The organism is Rathayibacter sp. AY1E8 (genome assembly GCF_002931415.1).
GTDB lineage: Bacteria > Actinomycetota > Actinomycetes > Actinomycetales > Microbacteriaceae > Rathayibacter.
Window position 1 is genome coordinate 1 of record NZ_PSVI01000067.1, and the last position, 16,686, is coordinate 16,686.

Consider the following 16,686-nt stretch of genomic DNA (forward strand, 5'->3'; position numbering starts at 1 on the left):
TCGATCGGGAGCCGCTCGACGCGGCCGACCCGTCGGTGATCCCGCACGCCCCCCGTCGGTCGTCATCGTCGGAGGAGCCGACACCTGCCGCGAGACGCCGCTTCAGTACGCGTCACATCGCGGGAGGCGTGCACAGGTGGCGTCTCGCGGAGAGGAACGGGTCAGCGCAGCGTCTTGCGCGCCGAGATCTGGCCGGTGTCGAAGCCGAGCAGGTGCAGGCCGCCGTGGAAGCGGGCGTGCTCGACCTTGATGCAGCGGTCCATCACGACGGTCAGGCCCTTCGACTCGCCGTACTCGGCCGCCTCCTGGTTCCAGATCCCCAGCTGCACCCAGACCGTGGGCGCGCCGACGGCGAGGACGTCGTCGATCACGGCGGGGATGTCGCTCGCCTTGCGGAACACGTCGACGATGTCGGGCACGACCGGGAGCTCGGCGAGACTGCGGTAGACCGGCTGCCCCAGGATCTCGGTGGCGTTCGGGTTCACGAAGTAGAGCTCGTAGTCGCTCGACTGCTGCAGGTAGGTGGCGACGAAGTAGGAGGAGCGGGCCGGGTTCGGCGAGGCGCCGACGATCGCCACGGTCTTCGCGCGGCGGAGGATGTCGAGTCGCCTGCGGGCGTCGGGGCCCACCCAGGTGCGCTGCGAGCGGAGCATCTTCGCCAGCGGCGAGTTCGCCGGGACCGAGCAGCTCAGCCCGTTGGACAGCTGGACGACCGTGTCGGCGGTGTCGGCGGTGTCGGCGGTGTCGGTGGTGCTCATGCTCAGACCTCCACGGCCGGGGTGTGCAGGGTGGTGGTCGTGTCCTCGGGGAGCTCGGTCGGAGCGTCGGGGGTGCCGTGCTCCTCGACCGCGCGGGCGAGCGCCTGGTCGAGATCGTAGATGATGTCGTCCGCGTCCTCGATGCCGACGGAGAGGCGGACGAGTCCGGGGAGGACGCCCGCGTGGAGGAGCTGGTCCTCGGTGAGCTGGGCGTGGGTGGTCGAGGCGGGGTGGATCACCAGCGTCTTGGCGTCGCCGATGTTGGCGAGGTGGCTGGCGAGGTCGACCGATTCGATGAAGGTCTGGCCGACGGCGCGGCCGCCCTTGACCACGAAGCTGAAGACCGAGCCCGGTCCCTTCGGCAGGTACTTCTGCGCGCGGTCGTGGTGCGGGTGCGCGGGCAGCCCGGCCCAGTAGACCGCCTCGATGCGGGGGTCGGCGTCGAGCCACTCGGCGACGCGGCGTGCGTTGTCGACGTGCGCCTGGATCCGGTACGGCAGCGTCTCGACGCCCTGGGCGAGCAGGAACGCGGAGTGCGGAGCGAGGACCGGCCCGATGTCGCGCAGCTGCTCCGCGCGCAGGCGCGTGAGGAAGCCGTACTCCCCGAAGTTGCCGTCCCACGACAGGTCTCCGTAGGAGGCGACCGGGTCGTGCAGCAGCGGGAACTTCTCGGGGGAGTAGTGGAAGCGCCCCGACTCGACGACGACGCCGCCGAGCGTGGTGCCGTGTCCGCCGAGGAACTTGGTGGCCGAGTGGATGACGATGTCGGCGCCCCACTCGATCGGGCGGACGAGGTAGGGCGTGGCGACCGTGGAGTCGATGATCAGCGGGATGCCGGCGGCGTGCGCGACCGCGGCGAGGCCCTCGATGTCGGCGATCTCGCCGGAGGGGTTCGCGATCGTCTCGGCGTAGAGCACCTTGGTCTTCTCGGTGATCGCCGCCGCGTAGTCGGCCGGGTCGCTCGAGCGGACGAAGGTGGTGTCCACTCCGAAACGGCGGAGCGTGACGTCGAGCTGGGTGATCGATCCGCCGTAGAGGTTGGCGGAGGACACCACGTGGTCGCCCGCGCCGACGAGCGCCGCGAAGGTGATGAACTGCGCCGAGAGCCCGGAGGCCGTGGCGACGGCGCCGAGGCCGCCCTCGAGGCTCGCGACGCGCTCCTCGAAGGAGGCGACCGTGGGGTTCGACAGGCGCGAGTAGACGTTGCCGTACTTCTGCAGCGCGAAGCGGGCCGCGGCGTCGGAGGTGTCGTCGAAGACGAAGGCGCTGGTCTGGTAGATCGGCAGAGCGCGGGCGCCCGTCACCGCGTCGGGGATGTTGCCCGCGTGGATCGCACGCGTCTTGAAGCCGTACTCACGATCTGCCATGCGATCGACGCTAGCGGGAGCCGCCGACACCGCCGCGCCGGAGCGACGCATCGCGTAACAGAGCGGTCCCGCAGTGCAGAGCGACCGTGCGCGACAGAGCGGTCGAGCGGATCGGAGCGCCGATCAGAGCGCCAGCTGCACCGCGGCCAGTCCCATCGCCGCGATCGCCGCCCACGACACCAGGGCGACGAGGAGAGCACGCCACCCCGTCGTCACGAGCGCGCGCACCCGGACGGCGCTGCCGAGCGCGAAGAGGGCCGCGGCGAGGAGCCAGGTCTGCGCGGTGTCGGCGGCGGCGAGCAGTCCCTCCGGCAGGGGGAGGAGCGTGCGCAGCAGCACCGCGGCGAGGAACCCGACCACGAACAGCGGCACGATCGCCGGGCGCGTCCCGCCGGTCCCGCCTCGGCGCCTCGTGACCGCCGCCGCCACCGCGACCATCGGCGCCAGCATGACCACTCGGGTGAGCTTCACCACGACCGCCACGGCCAGCGCCGACGCTCCGGCCACCTGGGCCGTCGCCACGACCTGGCCCACGTCGTGGACCGAGGCGCCGACCCAGTGCCCGAACTGCACGTCGGAGAGCCCGAGCGGCTGCTGCAGGGCGGGGAGCACTGCGATCGCGAGCGTGCCGCAGAGCGTCACCAGCGCGACCGGCGTCGCCTGCTCCTGCTCCTTCGCCCGGGTCGCTCCGGCCATCGCGCCGATCGCCGAGGCCCCGCAGATCGAGAAGCCCGCCGCGAGCAGCAGCGGCTCCTGCCCGGGCAGCCGGAGCGCCCGGCCCAGCGCCCAGGTCAGGCCGAAGGTGGCCAGGACGATCCCGACGACGACCAGGATCGCGCCCCAGCCCAGCGCAGCGATGTCGATCAGAGAGAGCTTCAGCCCGAGCAGGACGATGCCGGCGCGCATCAGCGAGCGGGACGAGAACTTCAGGCCCGGCGCCAGCGCCCCGCTCAGCAGGGGGCGCGCCGCGGGCAGCTGCGCCACGAGGATCCCGAGCGCGACCGCCGCGGTCAGCATCGGCACTGCCGGCACCGTCGCGTGCAGCAGGGCCGCGATCACCGCCGCGACGGCGCAGGCCGCGACTCCCGGGCCCAGCCGCCGGATCATACCCACGAGGGCAGCCACATGTGGGCCTGCCAGAAGGTGAAGGACGTCTGCGCGCCGATCCAGAGCGGCAGGAAGTAGGCCGTCAGCGCGGCCGCCGCCACCGCGAAGACGAGCACCACGAGGACGCCGCGGGTGCGCCGCCTCCGCTCGTCGCCCGGACTCCCGATCACGATCCCGGCCGTCAGCGCCAGTGCCAGCATCATGTAGGGCTCGAAGACGACGCAGTAGAACTGGAACACCGTGCGGTCGAGGTAGAGCAGCCACGGCAGGTAGCCCGCGACGATCCCCATCAGCACGTAGCCGGCGCGCCACTCCCGGTACCGCGCGAGCCGGTAGAGGAGGTACACCAGCGCCAGGACCCCGGCGTACCAGATGAGCGGATTGGCGACCGAGGTGATCGCCTCGTCGCAGCGTGCGGCGGTGCAGCCGTCGACGCCCGTCGCCTGGTCGACGAAGTACATGCTGGTCGGTCGGAGCATGAGCAGCCAGGTGAGCGGGTTCGCCTCGTAGGGGTGCGAGGCCCGCAGGTTGATCGAGTAGTCGTACATCTGCACGTGGTAGTGCCAGAGGCTCTGCGCCCAGTCCGGCACCCACGCCAGAGCCCCGGTCCAGGCGTTGCCGGGGGCCTCCGACGCCCACTGCCGGGCCCATCCGCCGGAGGTGCGCAGCCAGCCCGTCCAGGTGACGAGGTAGGCGATCAGGGCGATCGGCACGACCAGGAGGAAGGTGACCGGACCCTGCTTGAGGATCGCGCCGCTGCCCCAGAACGGCACGCCCGCGCGGCGCCGCATCAGCGCGTCGACGACCACCGCGTACACGCCGTACGCCGCGAGGAAGTAGACGCCCGTCCACTTCACGCCCGCGGCCAGGCCGAAGAGCACGCCGGCCGCGAGCAGCCAGGGCCGCCACCACAGGACCGGCCCCCAGCTCGGCAGCGCTCCCGCCGCCACCTTCCGCGCCAGCTGCAGGTCGGCCCAGCGCCGGTCCAGCAGCACCGCCGCGACCCCGCAGAGCGCGACGAACATCAGGATCCCGTCCAGGAGCGACACCCGCGACATCACGATCGCGTGGCCGTCGAGCGCGAGCATCAGCCCCGCGAAGGAGGAGAGGAGGGTGGAGCGGAACAGGAGGCGGCCGATCACGATCACCAGCGCGACGGCGAGGATCCCCACGACGGCGGTCGCGACGCGCCAGCCGACGCTGTCGTCCGCGCCGAACACGCCCATCCCGAGCCCGATGATCCACTTGCCCAGCGGCGGATGCACCACGAAGGACGGCGCCCCCGTGAAGGTGTCCACGTCGCCGGCCGCGAAGCCGGGGTCCGGGTTCTCGGGCCAGGCGCCCTCGAACCCGAGGTTCCAGAGGGTCCAGGCGTCCTTCACGTAGAAGGTCTCGTCGAACACGAGCGAGCGCGGGTGGCCGAGGTTCCACAGCCGCAGCACCGCGGCCAGGGCGACCACCAGCAGCGGCAGTCCGAGCTCGTACAGCCGGCGGCGCGCGGGGGAGGCGACGAGCCGGGCGTGCAGGTCGTCGAACCAGGAGCCGCGCGGCACGTCCGGGAGCGGGGTGCGCTCCCGCGGTGCGGACGCCTCGGCGGGCTCCACCGGGACCGAGCGCGCCGATCCCGCCGCGTCCAGGAGCAGGTCGTCGAAGTCGCGCTGCGGTCGGTCCGTCACCCGGCCATGCTAACGGGGCGCCTCCTCCCGGGACGGCGGCGATCCGCGGCGGGAGGCCCCGGACCCGGCCTGGGAGACTGGCGGCATGATCATCCTCGCCGGCACTCCCATCGGAAACCTCGGCGACGCCTCCCGCCGGCTCGTGGAGGCGCTGGGCTCCGCCCGCCACGTCGCCGCCGAGGACACGCGCGTGACCATCCAGCTGATGCGCGCCCTGGGCGTCGAGAACCGGCCCGCCCTCTACGCCCTGCACGACCACAACGAGCGCGAGCGCGCCGCCGAGCTGGTGGAGCTGGCCCGCGAGGAGGACCTGCTCGTGCTGAGCGACGCGGGCATGCCCACGGTCTCGGACCCGGGCTACCACCTGGTCGAGGCGGCGGTGGCGGCGGGAGTCGCGGTCACCGCGCTGCCCGGTCCCTCGGCGGTGCTCATGGCGCTCGCCGTGTCCGGGCTCCCGACGGACCGCTTCAGCTTCGAGGGGTTCCTGCCCCGCCGGCACGGCGAGCGGGTCTCGACCTTCCGGGCGCTCGTCGACGAGCGGCGCACCATGGTCTTCTTCGAGTCCCCGCACCGGATCGGCGACGCGCTCGCCGACCTGGTCGAGGCGATGGGCCCGGAGCGGCGCGTCGTCGTCTGCCGCGAGCTCACCAAGATGTTCGAGGAGGTCCGGCGCGGCACGGCGGCCGAGCTGGCCGAGTGGGCGGCCGACGGCCTGCGCGGCGAGATCTGCCTGGTCGTCGAGGGAGCCCCCGCGAGGGAGGCGTCGCTCGAGGACGCGCTGGCCGACGTGCTGGCCCGCGTCGAGGCCGGATCGCGGCTCAAGGAGGCGTCGGCCGAGGTCGCCGAGATCACGGGGCTCTCGCGCCGCGCTCTCTACGAGGCGGCGCTCGCCTCCCGCCGCGGCTGAGAGCTCCCTCCCAGACGGCGCCCGCGGCCGGTCGTCCACCGCCTCCGTCACACGCCGGGAGCGGTGCCGCGCGGTGAATAGGATGGTCGCCATGTCCGACGGCGCCTCCTTCTACCTCACGACCCCGATCTTCTACGTGAACGACGTCCCGCACATCGGGCACGCGTACACCGAGGTCGCCGCCGACGTGCTCACCCGCTGGCACCGCCAGGCGGGCGACGACACCTGGCTGCTGACCGGCACCGACGAGCACGGCCAGAAGATCCTCCGCACCGCCACCGCCAACGGCACGACCCCCCAGGAGTGGGCCGACCGCCTCGTGAGGACCGCCTGGCAGCCGCTGCTCGAGACCATCGACATCGCCAACGACGACTTCATCCGCACCACGGACGCGCGGCACGAGGTCAACGTCCAGAAGTTCCTGCAGAAGCTGTACGACGAGGACGCGATCTACACCGGCGAGTACGAGGGCTACTACTGCGTGGGCTGCGAGGAGTACAAGCAGCTGTCCGACCTCGAGGAGGGCACCGGCGACTACGCCGGCCAGTACGTCTGCAAGATCCACTCGAAGCCGGTCGAGCTGCTGAAGGAGAAGAACTACTTCTTCAAGATGAGCGAGTACACCGAGCGGCTGCTCGCGCTCTACGAGGAGCGTCCCGACTTCGTCCAGCCCGAGTCGGCGCGCAACGAGGTCGTCAGCTTCGTCCGCCAGGGCCTGGCCGACCTGTCGATCTCGCGCTCCAGCTTCGACTGGGGAGTGAAGGTCCCGTGGGACGACTCGCACGTGGTGTACGTCTGGTTCGACGCGCTGCTCAACTACATCACCGCGGTCGGCTACGGCCAGGACGAGGCGGAGTTCGAGCGCCGCTGGCCCGCGACCCACATCGTCGGCAAGGACATCCTGCGCTTCCACGCGGTGATCTGGCCCGCCATGCTCATGGCCGCGGGCCTCGAGGTCCCCCGGCAGGTGTTCGGCCACGGCTGGCTGCTGGTCGGCGGCGAGAAGATGTCGAAGTCGAAGCTCACCGGCATCGCGCCCGAGCAGATCACCGACACCTTCGGCTCCGACGCCTTCCGCTACTACTTCCTCCGGGCCATCACCTTCGGCCAGGACGGCTCGTTCTCATGGGAGGACCTGTCGGCGCGCTACCAGTCCGAGCTCGCGAACGGCTTCGGCAACCTCGCCTCGCGGGTCGTCGCGATGCTGCACCGCTACTACGACGGCGTCGTGCCTGCGCCGGGCGAGCCGACCGAGGCGGAGGAGCGCGTGCAGCGCATCGTCGCCGAGGCCGCCGCGTCGGCCGACCGGTCGATCGACGCGCTCGCGATCCACGACGCGATCACCGCCGTGTGGAGCATCGTCGAGGAGCTCAACGGCTACATCACCGAGCAGGAGCCGTGGGCACTCGCCAAGCGCGAGGAGCGCGAGCGCCTCGGCACGGTGCTCTACACCGCGACGGAGGGGCTCCGCGCCCTGGCCGTGCTGCTCTCGCCGGTCGTGCCGCGCGCGACGGCGTCCCTCTGGGAGGCGCTCGGCGTGACGGAGTCGCTCGGCGCCCTCACCGCGCAGCCGATCCGCGAGGCGGGCCGGTGGGGGGTCCTCCCCGTCGGCACGACCGTCGGGACGCTCGCCGCGCTCTTCCCGCGCATCGAGGCTCCCGCGTCCTGACGGCCACGCCTCGACCCATGGACCGAGCAGTCGCGCGGCCTGGAGTCGCCGACGGAGGATCCGCAGGGGAGTGCACGATGACCGCGATCCGAACGCGAGGGGCCGGGTGCGAGCGGTCCTCCGCTCCGGGGACGGCGGGGCGCTGATGACGCGCGAGGTCCTCGACGCTCTCGAGCAGGCGGCCGAGCTCACCCGGCGCCACGTCGGGCACCCCGAGCGCGCCGCCGCGCTCGCCCTGCGCCTGCACCGGGTGACCGCTCCGACCGAGCTCGTCTACACCCGGTTCCCGCCGACCCTCAGCCTGGTGCTGGCCGGCCGGAAGCGCTCGGTGGTCGGCGACTCCGACGAGCGGTGGGGCGCCGGCCGCTTCCTGATCACCCCCGTCGATCTGCCGGTGGTGGCGGCCGTCGTGGAGACCGGCGACCGCGGCGACTTCCTGTCGGCCAACTGGCGTCTCGACCCGCTCGTGGTGGCCGAGATCGCGGCGCTCGCCCCCCGGACGGCCCCGCGGGCTCCCGCCCCGCGGATCGGCACGGTCACGGAGGAGATGGCCGACTCGCTGCGCCGACTCTTCCGTCTGCTCGACGCCCCCGCCGACATCCCGGTGCTGGCCCCCGCGATCACGCGCGAGCTCGTGCTGCGGCTGCTGCAGACGGACCAGGCGCCCCGGCTGCTGGCCGCGTCCAGCACCGTCCGCTCGGAGGCCGTCTCCCGTGCGGTCGAGGCGATGAGCGCGTCGCTGTCGCGCGGATGGACCCTCGGCGCGCTCGCCGCGGAGGCGGGCACCAGCGTGCCCACGCTCACCCGCCGCTTCCGCGAGCTGACCGGGATGTCGCCGTTGGGCTACCTGCGGCGGCTCCGCCTGGGGGAGGCCAGGAAACTGCTCCTGGTCCGGGGCGACACCGCCGCGCAGGCCGCGGCCGCGGTCGGCTACGCGAGCGCGTCGCACTTCGGGCGCGACTACCGCCGCGCCTACGAGACGACCCCCGCGGCCGACGCTGCGCTCCACCCCGGGCCGCTCGTGCAGATCCACTGAGCGGCGGGCGCTGTCGCGGGGACTCCGAGCGGCGCGTACCGCGGCGTCAGACGCGGGCGCCGACGATGCCTCCGTCGACGTCGAGCGTCGTGCCGTGGACGTACGAGGCGTCGTCCGAGACGAGCCAGCGCACGGCCAGGGCGATCTCGTCCGGACGTCCGGGCCGGCCGGCGGGGGCGGACGCGGTCATCTGCTCCAGGATCGCCGCGGCGTGCTCGTTGCCGGGCGTGAGAGTCGCGCCGGGCGCGACGGCGACCACGCGCACGCCGCTCGGGCCGTACTCGGCCGCCCACGCCCGCGTGAGGTGCTCCAGCGCCGCCTTGGTCGCGGGGTAGAGCGCGGTCCCGGGCGTTCCCACCCGTCCCATCCACGAGGTGATGTTGACGACCACTCCGCTCCCGCGCTCGGCCATGGCCGGGGCGATCGCCGCGACGAGCTGGTGCGGCACGCGGATGTTCGTGGTGAGGAGGGACTCGACGTCGGCGTCGCTGAGGTCGGCGGTCGGCCCCACCGGGAACACTCCGGCGTTGTTGACGAGGACGTCGATCCGCCCGTCGAGGAGGGTCAGCGCCCGGGCGGCGACGGCGCGGGTCTCCTCCGGCGTGCCCGCGAGGTCGGCGACGAGCGCGGAGGCGGTGCCCCCGTCGGCGCGGATGCCGCCGACGACGGACCCGACCCGCTCGGGGTCGCGTCCGTGCACGAGGACGTGAGCGCCGGCCCCGGCGAGCCGGCGGGCGATGGCTGCGCCGATCCCGCTCGAGGATCCGGTGACGAGGGCGTGGCGCCCGGCGAGGGAGCCGGGTGCGGAAGGGGCGAGGAGCTCGGTGTCTGTCATGGCTCCAGCCTCCCGGCGGCGCGGGAGGCGGGCTGTCCCGATCCGATCGGGTGCTGACCCGATCCGCTCAGGGCGCCTCAGCGGCCGCCTCTCGGCCCTCGTCCACCCGGGACTCCGGCCCGCGCGAGCCCTCCCGGTAGCCTGGAGCGCATGACCGACAGCCAGCACGTCCGCTCCCGCGAGGCCTCGTCCGGCCGCGACCTGACGTACCCGCCGCTGCCCGAGGCGCTCGTCGTCCCCGTCTACGACAACCACACGCACCTCGAGATCGCCGACGGCCTCGAGCCGCTCGACCACCGCGAGCAGCTCGACCGGGCCTCCACCGTCGGGGTCCGCGGCGTCGTCCAGGTCGGCACGGACGTCGAGACGAGCCGCTGGTCGGCCGAGCAGGCGGCGAGCGAGCCGCGCATGCTGGCCGCCGTCGCGATCCACCCCAACGAGGCGCCCGAGCTGGAGCAGCGCGGCGAGCTCGACGCCGCCCTCGCCGTGATCGCCGAGCTGGCGGAGCAGCCGCGGGTGCGCGCCATCGGCGAGACCGGGCTCGACTTCTTCCGCACCGGCGAGAGCGGCCGCGCCGCGCAGTTCCGCTCCTTCGAGGAGCACATCCGCATCGCGAAGGAGCACGACCTCGCGCTGCAGATCCACGACCGCGACGCGCACCGCGAGGTCATCGAGACCCTGCGCCGCGTCGGCGCCCCCGAGCGCACCGTCTTCCACTGCTTCTCCGGGGACGCGGAGATGGCGCGGATGTGCACGGACGAGGGCTGGTACCTCTCCTTCGCCGGCACCGTGACGTTCAAGAACGCCGAGCCGCTGCGGGAGGCGCTCGTCGCGACTCCTCGGCACCTCATCCTGGTCGAGACCGACGCGCCGTACCTCACTCCGTCGCCCTTCCGCGGCCGCCCGAACGCGCCCTACCTCCTCCCGCACACCCTGCGCTCGATGGCCGCGACCCTCGAGACCGACGTCGGCCACCTCGCCGCGACGATCGCGTCGAACACGGAGGCCGTGTACGGCGAGTGGGGCGGCGAGGTCGGCTCCGAGCCGACGGAGCCGGTCGGACCCCTCGCATGAGCGGCCGCCACGCCGCCGAGCCGACGGCCGCCGCGATCCCGCGCCTGCTGGGCCCGGCCGAGATCCGCGACCTCGCCGGCCTCCTCGACGTCACGCCGACCAAGAAGCTCGGCCAGAACTTCGTGCACGACGCCAACACGGTCCGCCGCATCGTCAAGCTCGCTCGGGTGCGCCCGGGGGAGACCGTCGTCGAGATCGGCCCCGGCCTCGGATCGTTGACCCTCGGCCTGCTCGAGGCGGGCGCGCAGGTCGTGGCCGTCGAGATCGACGGGCGCCTCGCCGAGCAGCTGCCGCGCACCGTCGAGCTGATGGCGCCGGGCACCGATCTCGCGGTCGTGCACGCCGACGCGATGAAGGTGCTCGACCTGCCGGGGGAGCCGGTCCGGCTCGTCGCCAACCTCCCGTACAACATCTCGGTGCCGGTGCTCCTGCACTTCCTCGAGCACTTCGCCAGCATCCGGTCCGGAGTGGTGATGGTGCAGTCCGAGGTCGGGCACCGGCTCGCCGCCGGTCCCGGCTCCAAGGTCTACGGCGGCCCGAGCGTCAAGGCGGCGTGGTTCGGCTCCTGGACGACGGGCGGCGCGGTCTCGCGTCAGATCTTCTGGCCGGTGCCGAACGTCGACAGCGTGCTCGTCGCGTTCGACCGCGGCGAGGAGCCGGGCGACGAGACCCTGCGCCGCGCCGTCTTCGCGGTCGTCGACGCGGCGTTCGCGCAGCGGAGGAAGATGCTCCGCCAGTCGCTCGCGACCCTCTTCGGCGACAGCGCCGCGGCGATCGTCGCGCTCGAGCGGGCCGGCGTCCCGCAGACCGCGCGCGGCGAGGAGCTGGACGTCGCCGCCTTCGTCCGCCTGGGCCGCGAGCTCGATCCGGCGCGGGTCCCCGTGCGCGGCGCGGCGGTGCCCGACGGGTCGCCGGCGGAGACCGACGGGGACGACACGGACGGCGACGGGGAGCCCGCCCCGGGTGCGGACGAGGGCGCCTCCGCCACCCTGTAGCGTGGATGCATGGCCCACCGCGCGACGTCGAACCGGGTCCACGCGCGGGCGCCCGGCAAGATCAACGTGTTCCTCAAGGTCGGCGCCGTGCGCGACGACGGGTACCACGAGCTGGCCACCGCGTTCCAGTCGCTCTCCCTCTACGAGGACGTGTTCGCGGAGGAGGCGGCCGACTTCTCGGTCTCCTTCTCGGGCTCGATCGACACCTCCCGCCTGGCCGTCGACGGCTCCAACCTCGCGATCAAGGCGGCTCGGGCGCTCGCCCGGGCGACCGGCTACCGCGGCGGCGTGCACCTCGAGATCGAGAAGAACGTCCCCATCGCCGGCGGCATGGGCGGCGGCTCGGCCGACGCTGCCGCGACCCTCCTCGCCTGCGACGCGCTCTGGGGCACGGCGTGCACGAGGGAGCAGCTGCTCGGCATCGCCGCGAGCCTCGGCGCCGACGTCCCCTTCTCCTTCACCGGCGGCACCGCGATCGGGGTCGGCCGCGGCGATGAGCTGAGCCCGGCGCTCGCCAAGGGCCGCTTCGAGTGGGTGCTGGTCCTCTCGGAGGAGGGCCTGTCGACCCCCGAGGTCTACAGCGAGCTCGACCGGCACCGCGAGCGCCACCTGCACGACTTCCGCCCGATCTCGGCGACCCCCGCCATCGATCCCAACGTGCTGCAGGCCCTCCGCGCCGGCGACGCCGCCATGCTCGCCGACGCGATGCACAACGACCTCCAGGCGCCGGCGCTGCACCTGCAGCCCGGGCTCGCCCGCATCCTCGAGCTCGGCGAGGGCCGCGGGGCGCTCGGCGGCCTCGTCTCGGGGTCCGGCCCGACCGTCGCGTTCCTCGCTCCGGACGCCGATGCGGCGGCCGACCTGCAGCGCGAGCTGAGCTCCGCGCGGCTGAGCGCCGTGCGGGTGTCCGGCCCGGTCCACGGGGCTCGCCTGCTCTCGACCTAGTCGCGGAGGCGGTGCCTCCGGAGCGGGGCTCGCGAGCGTCGCGCCCGGCGCCCTCCACAGACGGTCCGCAGAGAAGTTCCGACCTCGTGGCTTAGAGTGCCGCTCATGTCCCGCCGAGCCACCCTCTTCGCGATCCTCTCCGGGATCGTGGCCGCCGTCGTCGCCCTCGCGGCCGCCGAGGTCGTCGCGGTCTTCACCGGAGCGGGCGGCAGTCCGCTGGTCGCGGTCGGCGGCTTCGTCATCGACATCGTGCCCCCGGGCGTGAAGGACACGGTCATCGCGCTCTTCGGCACCGGCGACAAGCTCGTGCTGCTGGTCTCGATCGGCCTCGCGATCGCGCTGCTGGCCGTCGGCGCCGGGGTCCTCGAGTACCGCCGCCCGCCGTTCGGCGTGCTGCTGCTGGCCGTCGTCGCGGGCGCCGGTGCGCTCGCCGCCGTCAGCCGCGAGGGCGCGTCCGGGATCGACGCGGCGCCGAGCGTCGTGGGCATGGTGGCCGGTGCCGCGGTGCTGCGCTCGGCCTCCGTCCGCCTCCGCGGCTGGCAGGAGGAGCGCGAGAGCGACTCCCCGGACCGCCGGTCGTTCCTCCGCCTGGTCGGGATCGCCGGAGTCGCCGCGGTCGCCGCCGGCATCGGCGCCCGCTTCCTCACGTCCGCCTCCGCCGCCGTCACCGCCGTGCGCGAGGCCGTGTCCCTGCCGGCTCCCGCCTCGGCCGCCGCGCCCGTCCCGGCCGGCGCCGTGCTCGACGACATCGACGGCATCAGCTCCTACGTCACTCCCAACGCCTCGTTCTACCGGATCGACACCGCGCTCTCGGTGCCGTCGGTCGAGCCCGCCGACTGGTCGCTGAAGATCACCGGCATGGTGGAGGAGGAGATCGAGATCACCTGGGACGAGCTGCTCGCACTGCCGCTCGAGGAGCATCTGGTCACCCTGTCCTGCGTGTCCAACGAGGTCGGCGGCGACCTGATCGGCACCGCCCTCTGGCTGGGCTACCCGATCCGCGAGCTGCTGGCCCGGGCCCGGCCGACCGCCGGCGCCGACATGGTGCTCTCGCGGAGCATCGACGGCTTCACCGCCTCCAGCCCGCTCGACGTGCTGCAGGATGAGGACCGCGCGAGCCTGCTCGCCGTCGGGATGAACGGCGAGCCGCTCCCGGTCGAGCACGGCTTCCCCGTCCGGATGGTCGTCCCCGGCCTGTACGGATACGTCTCGGCGACGAAGTGGGTCGTCGAGCTGAAGGTCACGACCTTCGCGGAGGACCTGGCGTACTGGTCGACGCGCGGCTGGACCGAGCGCGGTCCGATCAAGATCGAGTCGCGGATCGATGTGCCGCGCCAGGGCCAGCCCGTCGAGGCGGGGACGGTCGCGGTGGCGGGAGTCGCCTGGGCGCCGCACACCGGCATCGCGAAGGTGGAGGTGCAGATCGACGGCGGCGCCTGGCAGGAGGCGCGCCTCGCCGAGCAGGTCACCGCGGACACGTGGATCCAGTGGGTCCTCGAGTGGGACGCGACGGTCGGCGACCACGTCGTGACCGTGCGCGCCACCGACGCGGACGGCACGGTGCAGACCACGGTCGAGCGCCCGCCTGCCCCCGACGGCGCCACGGGACTGCACCGCCGCTCGGTGTCCGTCTCGGAGCCGGCACCCGCGGGCTGAGGTCCGGGGGCCGCGACCCGGCCGCACTGTGATCGACCCGCGGCGGACCGCTCAGGCGGCACCGCCTAGGCTGGATCCCTATGGCACATCTGCTGGGCGCCGAGGCGCTGCGACTCGAGTACCCCACACGCGTGATCTTCGACGACGTCTCCCTGGGGATCGAGGAGGGCGACCGCATCGGGATCGTCGGACGCAACGGCGACGGCAAGTCGACCCTCCTGCGCCTGCTCGCGCAGCGCATCGAGCCGGACAGCGGCCGCGTCACGCACCGCCGCGGCGTCACGCTCGGGATGCTCGACCAGGCCGACACGGTCGATGAGGACCTCACCGTCGCCCAGGCCGTCGTCGGCGGGCTCCAGGAGCACGAGTGGGCGGGCGACGCGCGCACCCGAGACGTGATCGCGGGCCTGCTGCGCGACGTCCCCTGGGACGGAGTGGTCGGCTCCCTCTCGGGCGGCCAGCGGCGCCGGGTCGCCCTCGCGAAGCTGCTCGTCGGCGACTGGGACGTCGTCTTCCTCGACGAGCCCACCAACCACCTCGACGTCGAGGGCATCGCCTGGCTCGCCGAGCACCTCAAGCGCCGCTGGGCGGCGTCGTCGGGCGGGCTCGCGGTCGTCACCCACGACCGGTGGTTCCTCGACGAGATCTGCACCGCCACCTGGGAGGTGCACGACCGTCTCGTCGAGCCGTTCGAGGGCGGGTACGCGGCGTACATCCTGCAGCGCGTCGAGCGCGACCGGATGGCCTCGACCATGGAGGCCAAGCGCCAGAACCTGATGAAGAAGGAGCTCGCCTGGCTCCGCCGCGGCGCCCCCGCCCGCACGGCGAAGCCCAAGTTCCGGATCGACGCCGCGAACCAGCTGATCGAGGACGAGCCCCCGGTGCGCGACTCGGTCTCGCTCTCGCAGCTCGCCGTCTCGCGCCTGGGCAAGGACGTCGTCGACCTGCTCGACGTCACCGTCCGCTACGGCGAGCGGACCGTCCTCAACCGCATCGAGTGGCGGATCGCGCCCGGCGAGCGCACCGGCATCCTGGGCGTGAACGGCGCCGGCAAGTCGACCCTCCTCGGCCTGGTCGCGGGCAGCGTGGAGCCGACGAGCGGCCGGGTGAAGCGCGGCACCACCGTGCGCGTCGCGATCCTCGACCAGCAGCTGCGCGAGCTGACCGGTGTCCAGCACCGGCCCGTCCGCGAGATCATCGCGGAGCAGCGCACCAGCTACTCCATCGGCGGCAAGGAGATGACTCCGGGCCAGCTGCTCGAGCGGCTCGGCTTCTCGAGCGCGCAGCTCTCGACGCCCGTGAAGGACCTCTCGGGCGGTCAGCGCCGGAGGCTCCAGCTCCTGCTCATCCTGCTCAGCGAGCCCAACGTGCTGATCCTCGACGAGCCGACCAACGACCTCGACACCGACATGCTCGCCGCGATCGAGGACCTGCTCGACTCCTGGCCGGGCACCCTCCTCGTCGTCTCGCACGACCGGTACCTGCTCGAGCGCGTCACCGACCAGCAGTACGCCGTGATGGACGGCGCGTTCCGCCACCTGCCCGGCGGCGTCGAGCAGTACCTCGACCTGCGCCGCGCGCTCGAGAAGGGTGCGCCCGCGGCGGCGTCGTCGGGCTCCTCCTCCGCCGCGCCGGCGTCGAGCGGACTCGCGGGGGCCGAGCGGCGCACCGCCGAGAAGGAGGTGTCGGCGATCGACCGGCGCCTGCACAAGCTCACGCAGCTGACGAAGACCGTCCACGAGAAGATGGCGACGCACGACCAGGACGACTACGACGGCATCCTGGCGCTCAACGCCTCGCTCCGCGCCTACGAGGACGAGACGGCCGAGCTCGAGCTGCGCTGGCTGGAGCTCTCGGAGCAGCTCGAGGGCTGACGCCGCTCTCCTCCGCGGCACCGGCAGCTGTCCCGTACCGCCTGGGCGGGCCGCCGTCGCGGGCCCGTACCGACCGGCTCAGCCGAAGTCGAGGGAGAGCTTCCGGAGGAGCTGCGCCAGCCGCTCCTGCTGGGCGTGGGTGAGCGCGCCGAGCAGCTCCTGCTCCGCGTCGACCAGGCGGGTGATCGCCGCGTCGACCCGGGCGAGCCCCGACGGCGTCATCTGCACCAGCACGCCGCGCCCGTCGTTCGGGTCGTCGAGGCGCTCGACCAGGTCGCGCTCGACCAGCCGGTCGATGCGGTTGGTCATGGTGCCGCTGGTGACCATGGTCGCCTGGAGGAGCTGCTTGGGGCTCATCCGGTACGGCGCGCCCGCGCGCCGCAGGGCCGAGAGCACGTCGAACTCCCACGTCTCGAGCTCCGACCGGCCGAAGGCGCTGCCGCGCGCGCGCTCGAGCTGCTTGGCCAGCCGGCGCATCCGCGAGAAGACCTGGAGCGGCGTGAAATCGAGATCGGGCCGCTCCCGGACCCAGGCGTCGACGATCCCGTCGACCTCGTCATTCGCACTCACCCGTCCATTGTGGCGGCTGCGCGGCTCGGGCGACGCCGGGAGGCGGACGGGCCCGGGAGGCGGACGGGCCGGGAGGCGGACGGCCGGGAGGCGGGGGCCTCCCGGGCCGCCGTCGCCCGCCCGAGCGGCGGCCGCCCGGCGAGGCGGTGCAGGACCTTCGGGGTGCGGGACTTCATGCGGGTGCCCTGGCCTGCCGCCAGGATCACGACGGCGAGCG

At 73.4% G+C, this 16,686-nt stretch carries 14 protein-coding genes and 1 pseudogene; 8 read left to right on the forward strand and 7 right to left on the reverse strand.

Going from position 1 to position 16,686, the window contains the following annotated elements; translation table 11 throughout:
* Nucleotides 1–161 precede the first annotated feature (161 nt).
* From C5C74_RS15100 to C5C74_RS15115, 4 genes are all read right to left on the reverse strand, one after another.
* Nucleotides 162–758, reverse strand: a complete 597-nt coding sequence (locus C5C74_RS15100) for a CoA-binding protein (protein ID WP_104351822.1) — start codon at nucleotides 756–758, stop codon at nucleotides 162–164.
* A gap of 2 nt (nucleotides 759–760) precedes the next feature.
* The gene (locus C5C74_RS15105) at nucleotides 761–2,125 is read right to left on the reverse strand and encodes an O-acetylhomoserine aminocarboxypropyltransferase/cysteine synthase family protein (protein ID WP_104226921.1); all 1,365 of its coding nucleotides are present in this window, start codon (nucleotides 2,123–2,125) and stop codon (nucleotides 761–763) included.
* 123 nt (nucleotides 2,126–2,248) lie between these two features.
* Nucleotides 2,249–3,232, reverse strand: a complete 984-nt coding sequence (locus C5C74_RS15110; RefSeq protein WP_104226922.1) for a YeiH family protein — start codon at nucleotides 3,230–3,232, stop codon at nucleotides 2,249–2,251.
* On the reverse strand, nucleotides 3,229–4,908 hold the full coding sequence (locus C5C74_RS15115; protein ID WP_258064199.1) for a dolichyl-phosphate-mannose--protein mannosyltransferase: 1,680 nt from the start codon (nucleotides 4,906–4,908) through the stop codon (nucleotides 3,229–3,231). The genes C5C74_RS15110 and C5C74_RS15115 overlap by 4 nt, the downstream gene beginning before the upstream one ends.
* 85 nt (nucleotides 4,909–4,993) lie before the next feature.
* Here C5C74_RS15115 and rsmI point away from each other — a divergent pair, with 85 nt between their 5' ends.
* The 3 genes from rsmI to C5C74_RS15130 all read left to right on the forward strand — a co-directional run bounded on the left by rsmI (nucleotide 4,994) and on the right by C5C74_RS15130 (nucleotide 8,520).
* The gene (gene rsmI / locus C5C74_RS15120) at nucleotides 4,994–5,815 is read left to right on the forward strand and encodes a 16S rRNA (cytidine(1402)-2'-O)-methyltransferase (RefSeq protein WP_104226923.1); all 822 of its coding nucleotides are present in this window, start codon (nucleotides 4,994–4,996) and stop codon (nucleotides 5,813–5,815) included.
* Nucleotides 5,816–5,906: 91 nt separating this feature from the next.
* Nucleotides 5,907–7,484 carry a methionine--tRNA ligase gene (metG, locus tag C5C74_RS15125; RefSeq protein WP_104226924.1) on the forward strand — a complete coding sequence of 526 codons (1,578 nt, stop codon included), beginning with the start codon at nucleotides 5,907–5,909 and terminating at the stop codon, nucleotides 7,482–7,484.
* 70 nt (nucleotides 7,485–7,554) lie between these two features.
* Nucleotides 7,555–8,520: an AraC family transcriptional regulator gene (locus C5C74_RS15130; RefSeq protein ID WP_258064200.1), complete on the forward strand. Its 966-nt coding sequence runs from the start codon at nucleotides 7,555–7,557 to the stop codon at nucleotides 8,518–8,520.
* A 46-nt stretch (nucleotides 8,521–8,566) separates the two neighbouring features.
* Here the strand turns inward: C5C74_RS15130 and C5C74_RS15135 are convergent, their stop codons facing one another.
* On the reverse strand, nucleotides 8,567–9,355 hold the full coding sequence (locus tag C5C74_RS15135) for an SDR family NAD(P)-dependent oxidoreductase (protein ID WP_104351823.1): 789 nt from the start codon (nucleotides 9,353–9,355) through the stop codon (nucleotides 8,567–8,569).
* A 150-nt stretch (nucleotides 9,356–9,505) separates the two neighbouring features.
* Between C5C74_RS15135 and C5C74_RS15140 the strand changes: the two genes are divergently transcribed.
* The 5 genes from C5C74_RS15140 to C5C74_RS15160 all read left to right on the forward strand — a co-directional run bounded on the left by C5C74_RS15140 (nucleotide 9,506) and on the right by C5C74_RS15160 (nucleotide 15,899).
* On the forward strand, nucleotides 9,506–10,429 hold the full coding sequence (locus C5C74_RS15140) for a TatD family hydrolase (protein WP_104222332.1): 924 nt from the start codon (nucleotides 9,506–9,508) through the stop codon (nucleotides 10,427–10,429).
* A complete protein-coding gene (rsmA, locus tag C5C74_RS15145; protein WP_104351824.1) occupies nucleotides 10,426–11,424 on the forward strand; it encodes a 16S rRNA (adenine(1518)-N(6)/adenine(1519)-N(6))-dimethyltransferase RsmA in 999 nt (332 codons plus the stop codon). Before C5C74_RS15140 ends, rsmA begins: the two co-directional genes overlap by 4 nt.
* A gap of 9 nt (nucleotides 11,425–11,433) precedes the next feature.
* Nucleotides 11,434–12,369 (forward strand): 4-(cytidine 5'-diphospho)-2-C-methyl-D-erythritol kinase, encoded by a 936-nt coding sequence (locus tag C5C74_RS15150; protein ID WP_104222334.1) that lies wholly within the window; start codon nucleotides 11,434–11,436, stop codon nucleotides 12,367–12,369.
* 105 nt (nucleotides 12,370–12,474) lie between these two features.
* A complete protein-coding gene (locus C5C74_RS15155; RefSeq protein ID WP_104283863.1) occupies nucleotides 12,475–14,025 on the forward strand; it encodes a molybdopterin-dependent oxidoreductase in 1,551 nt (516 codons plus the stop codon).
* An 80-nt stretch (nucleotides 14,026–14,105) separates the two neighbouring features.
* Nucleotides 14,106–15,899, forward strand: coding sequence for an ABC-F family ATP-binding cassette domain-containing protein (locus tag C5C74_RS15160; protein WP_104233689.1), 1,794 nt, complete (start codon nucleotides 14,106–14,108; stop codon nucleotides 15,897–15,899).
* A gap of 78 nt (nucleotides 15,900–15,977) precedes the next feature.
* Here the strand turns inward: C5C74_RS15160 and C5C74_RS15165 are convergent, their stop codons facing one another.
* Both C5C74_RS15165 and C5C74_RS15170 read right to left on the reverse strand, forming a co-directional pair.
* Nucleotides 15,978–16,469, reverse strand: coding sequence for a MarR family winged helix-turn-helix transcriptional regulator (locus C5C74_RS15165; RefSeq protein ID WP_104222340.1), 492 nt, complete (start codon nucleotides 16,467–16,469; stop codon nucleotides 15,978–15,980).
* A gap of 92 nt (nucleotides 16,470–16,561) precedes the next feature.
* Nucleotides 16,562–16,686, reverse strand: a pseudogene (locus tag C5C74_RS15170) (NTP transferase domain-containing protein); the annotation flags it as partial.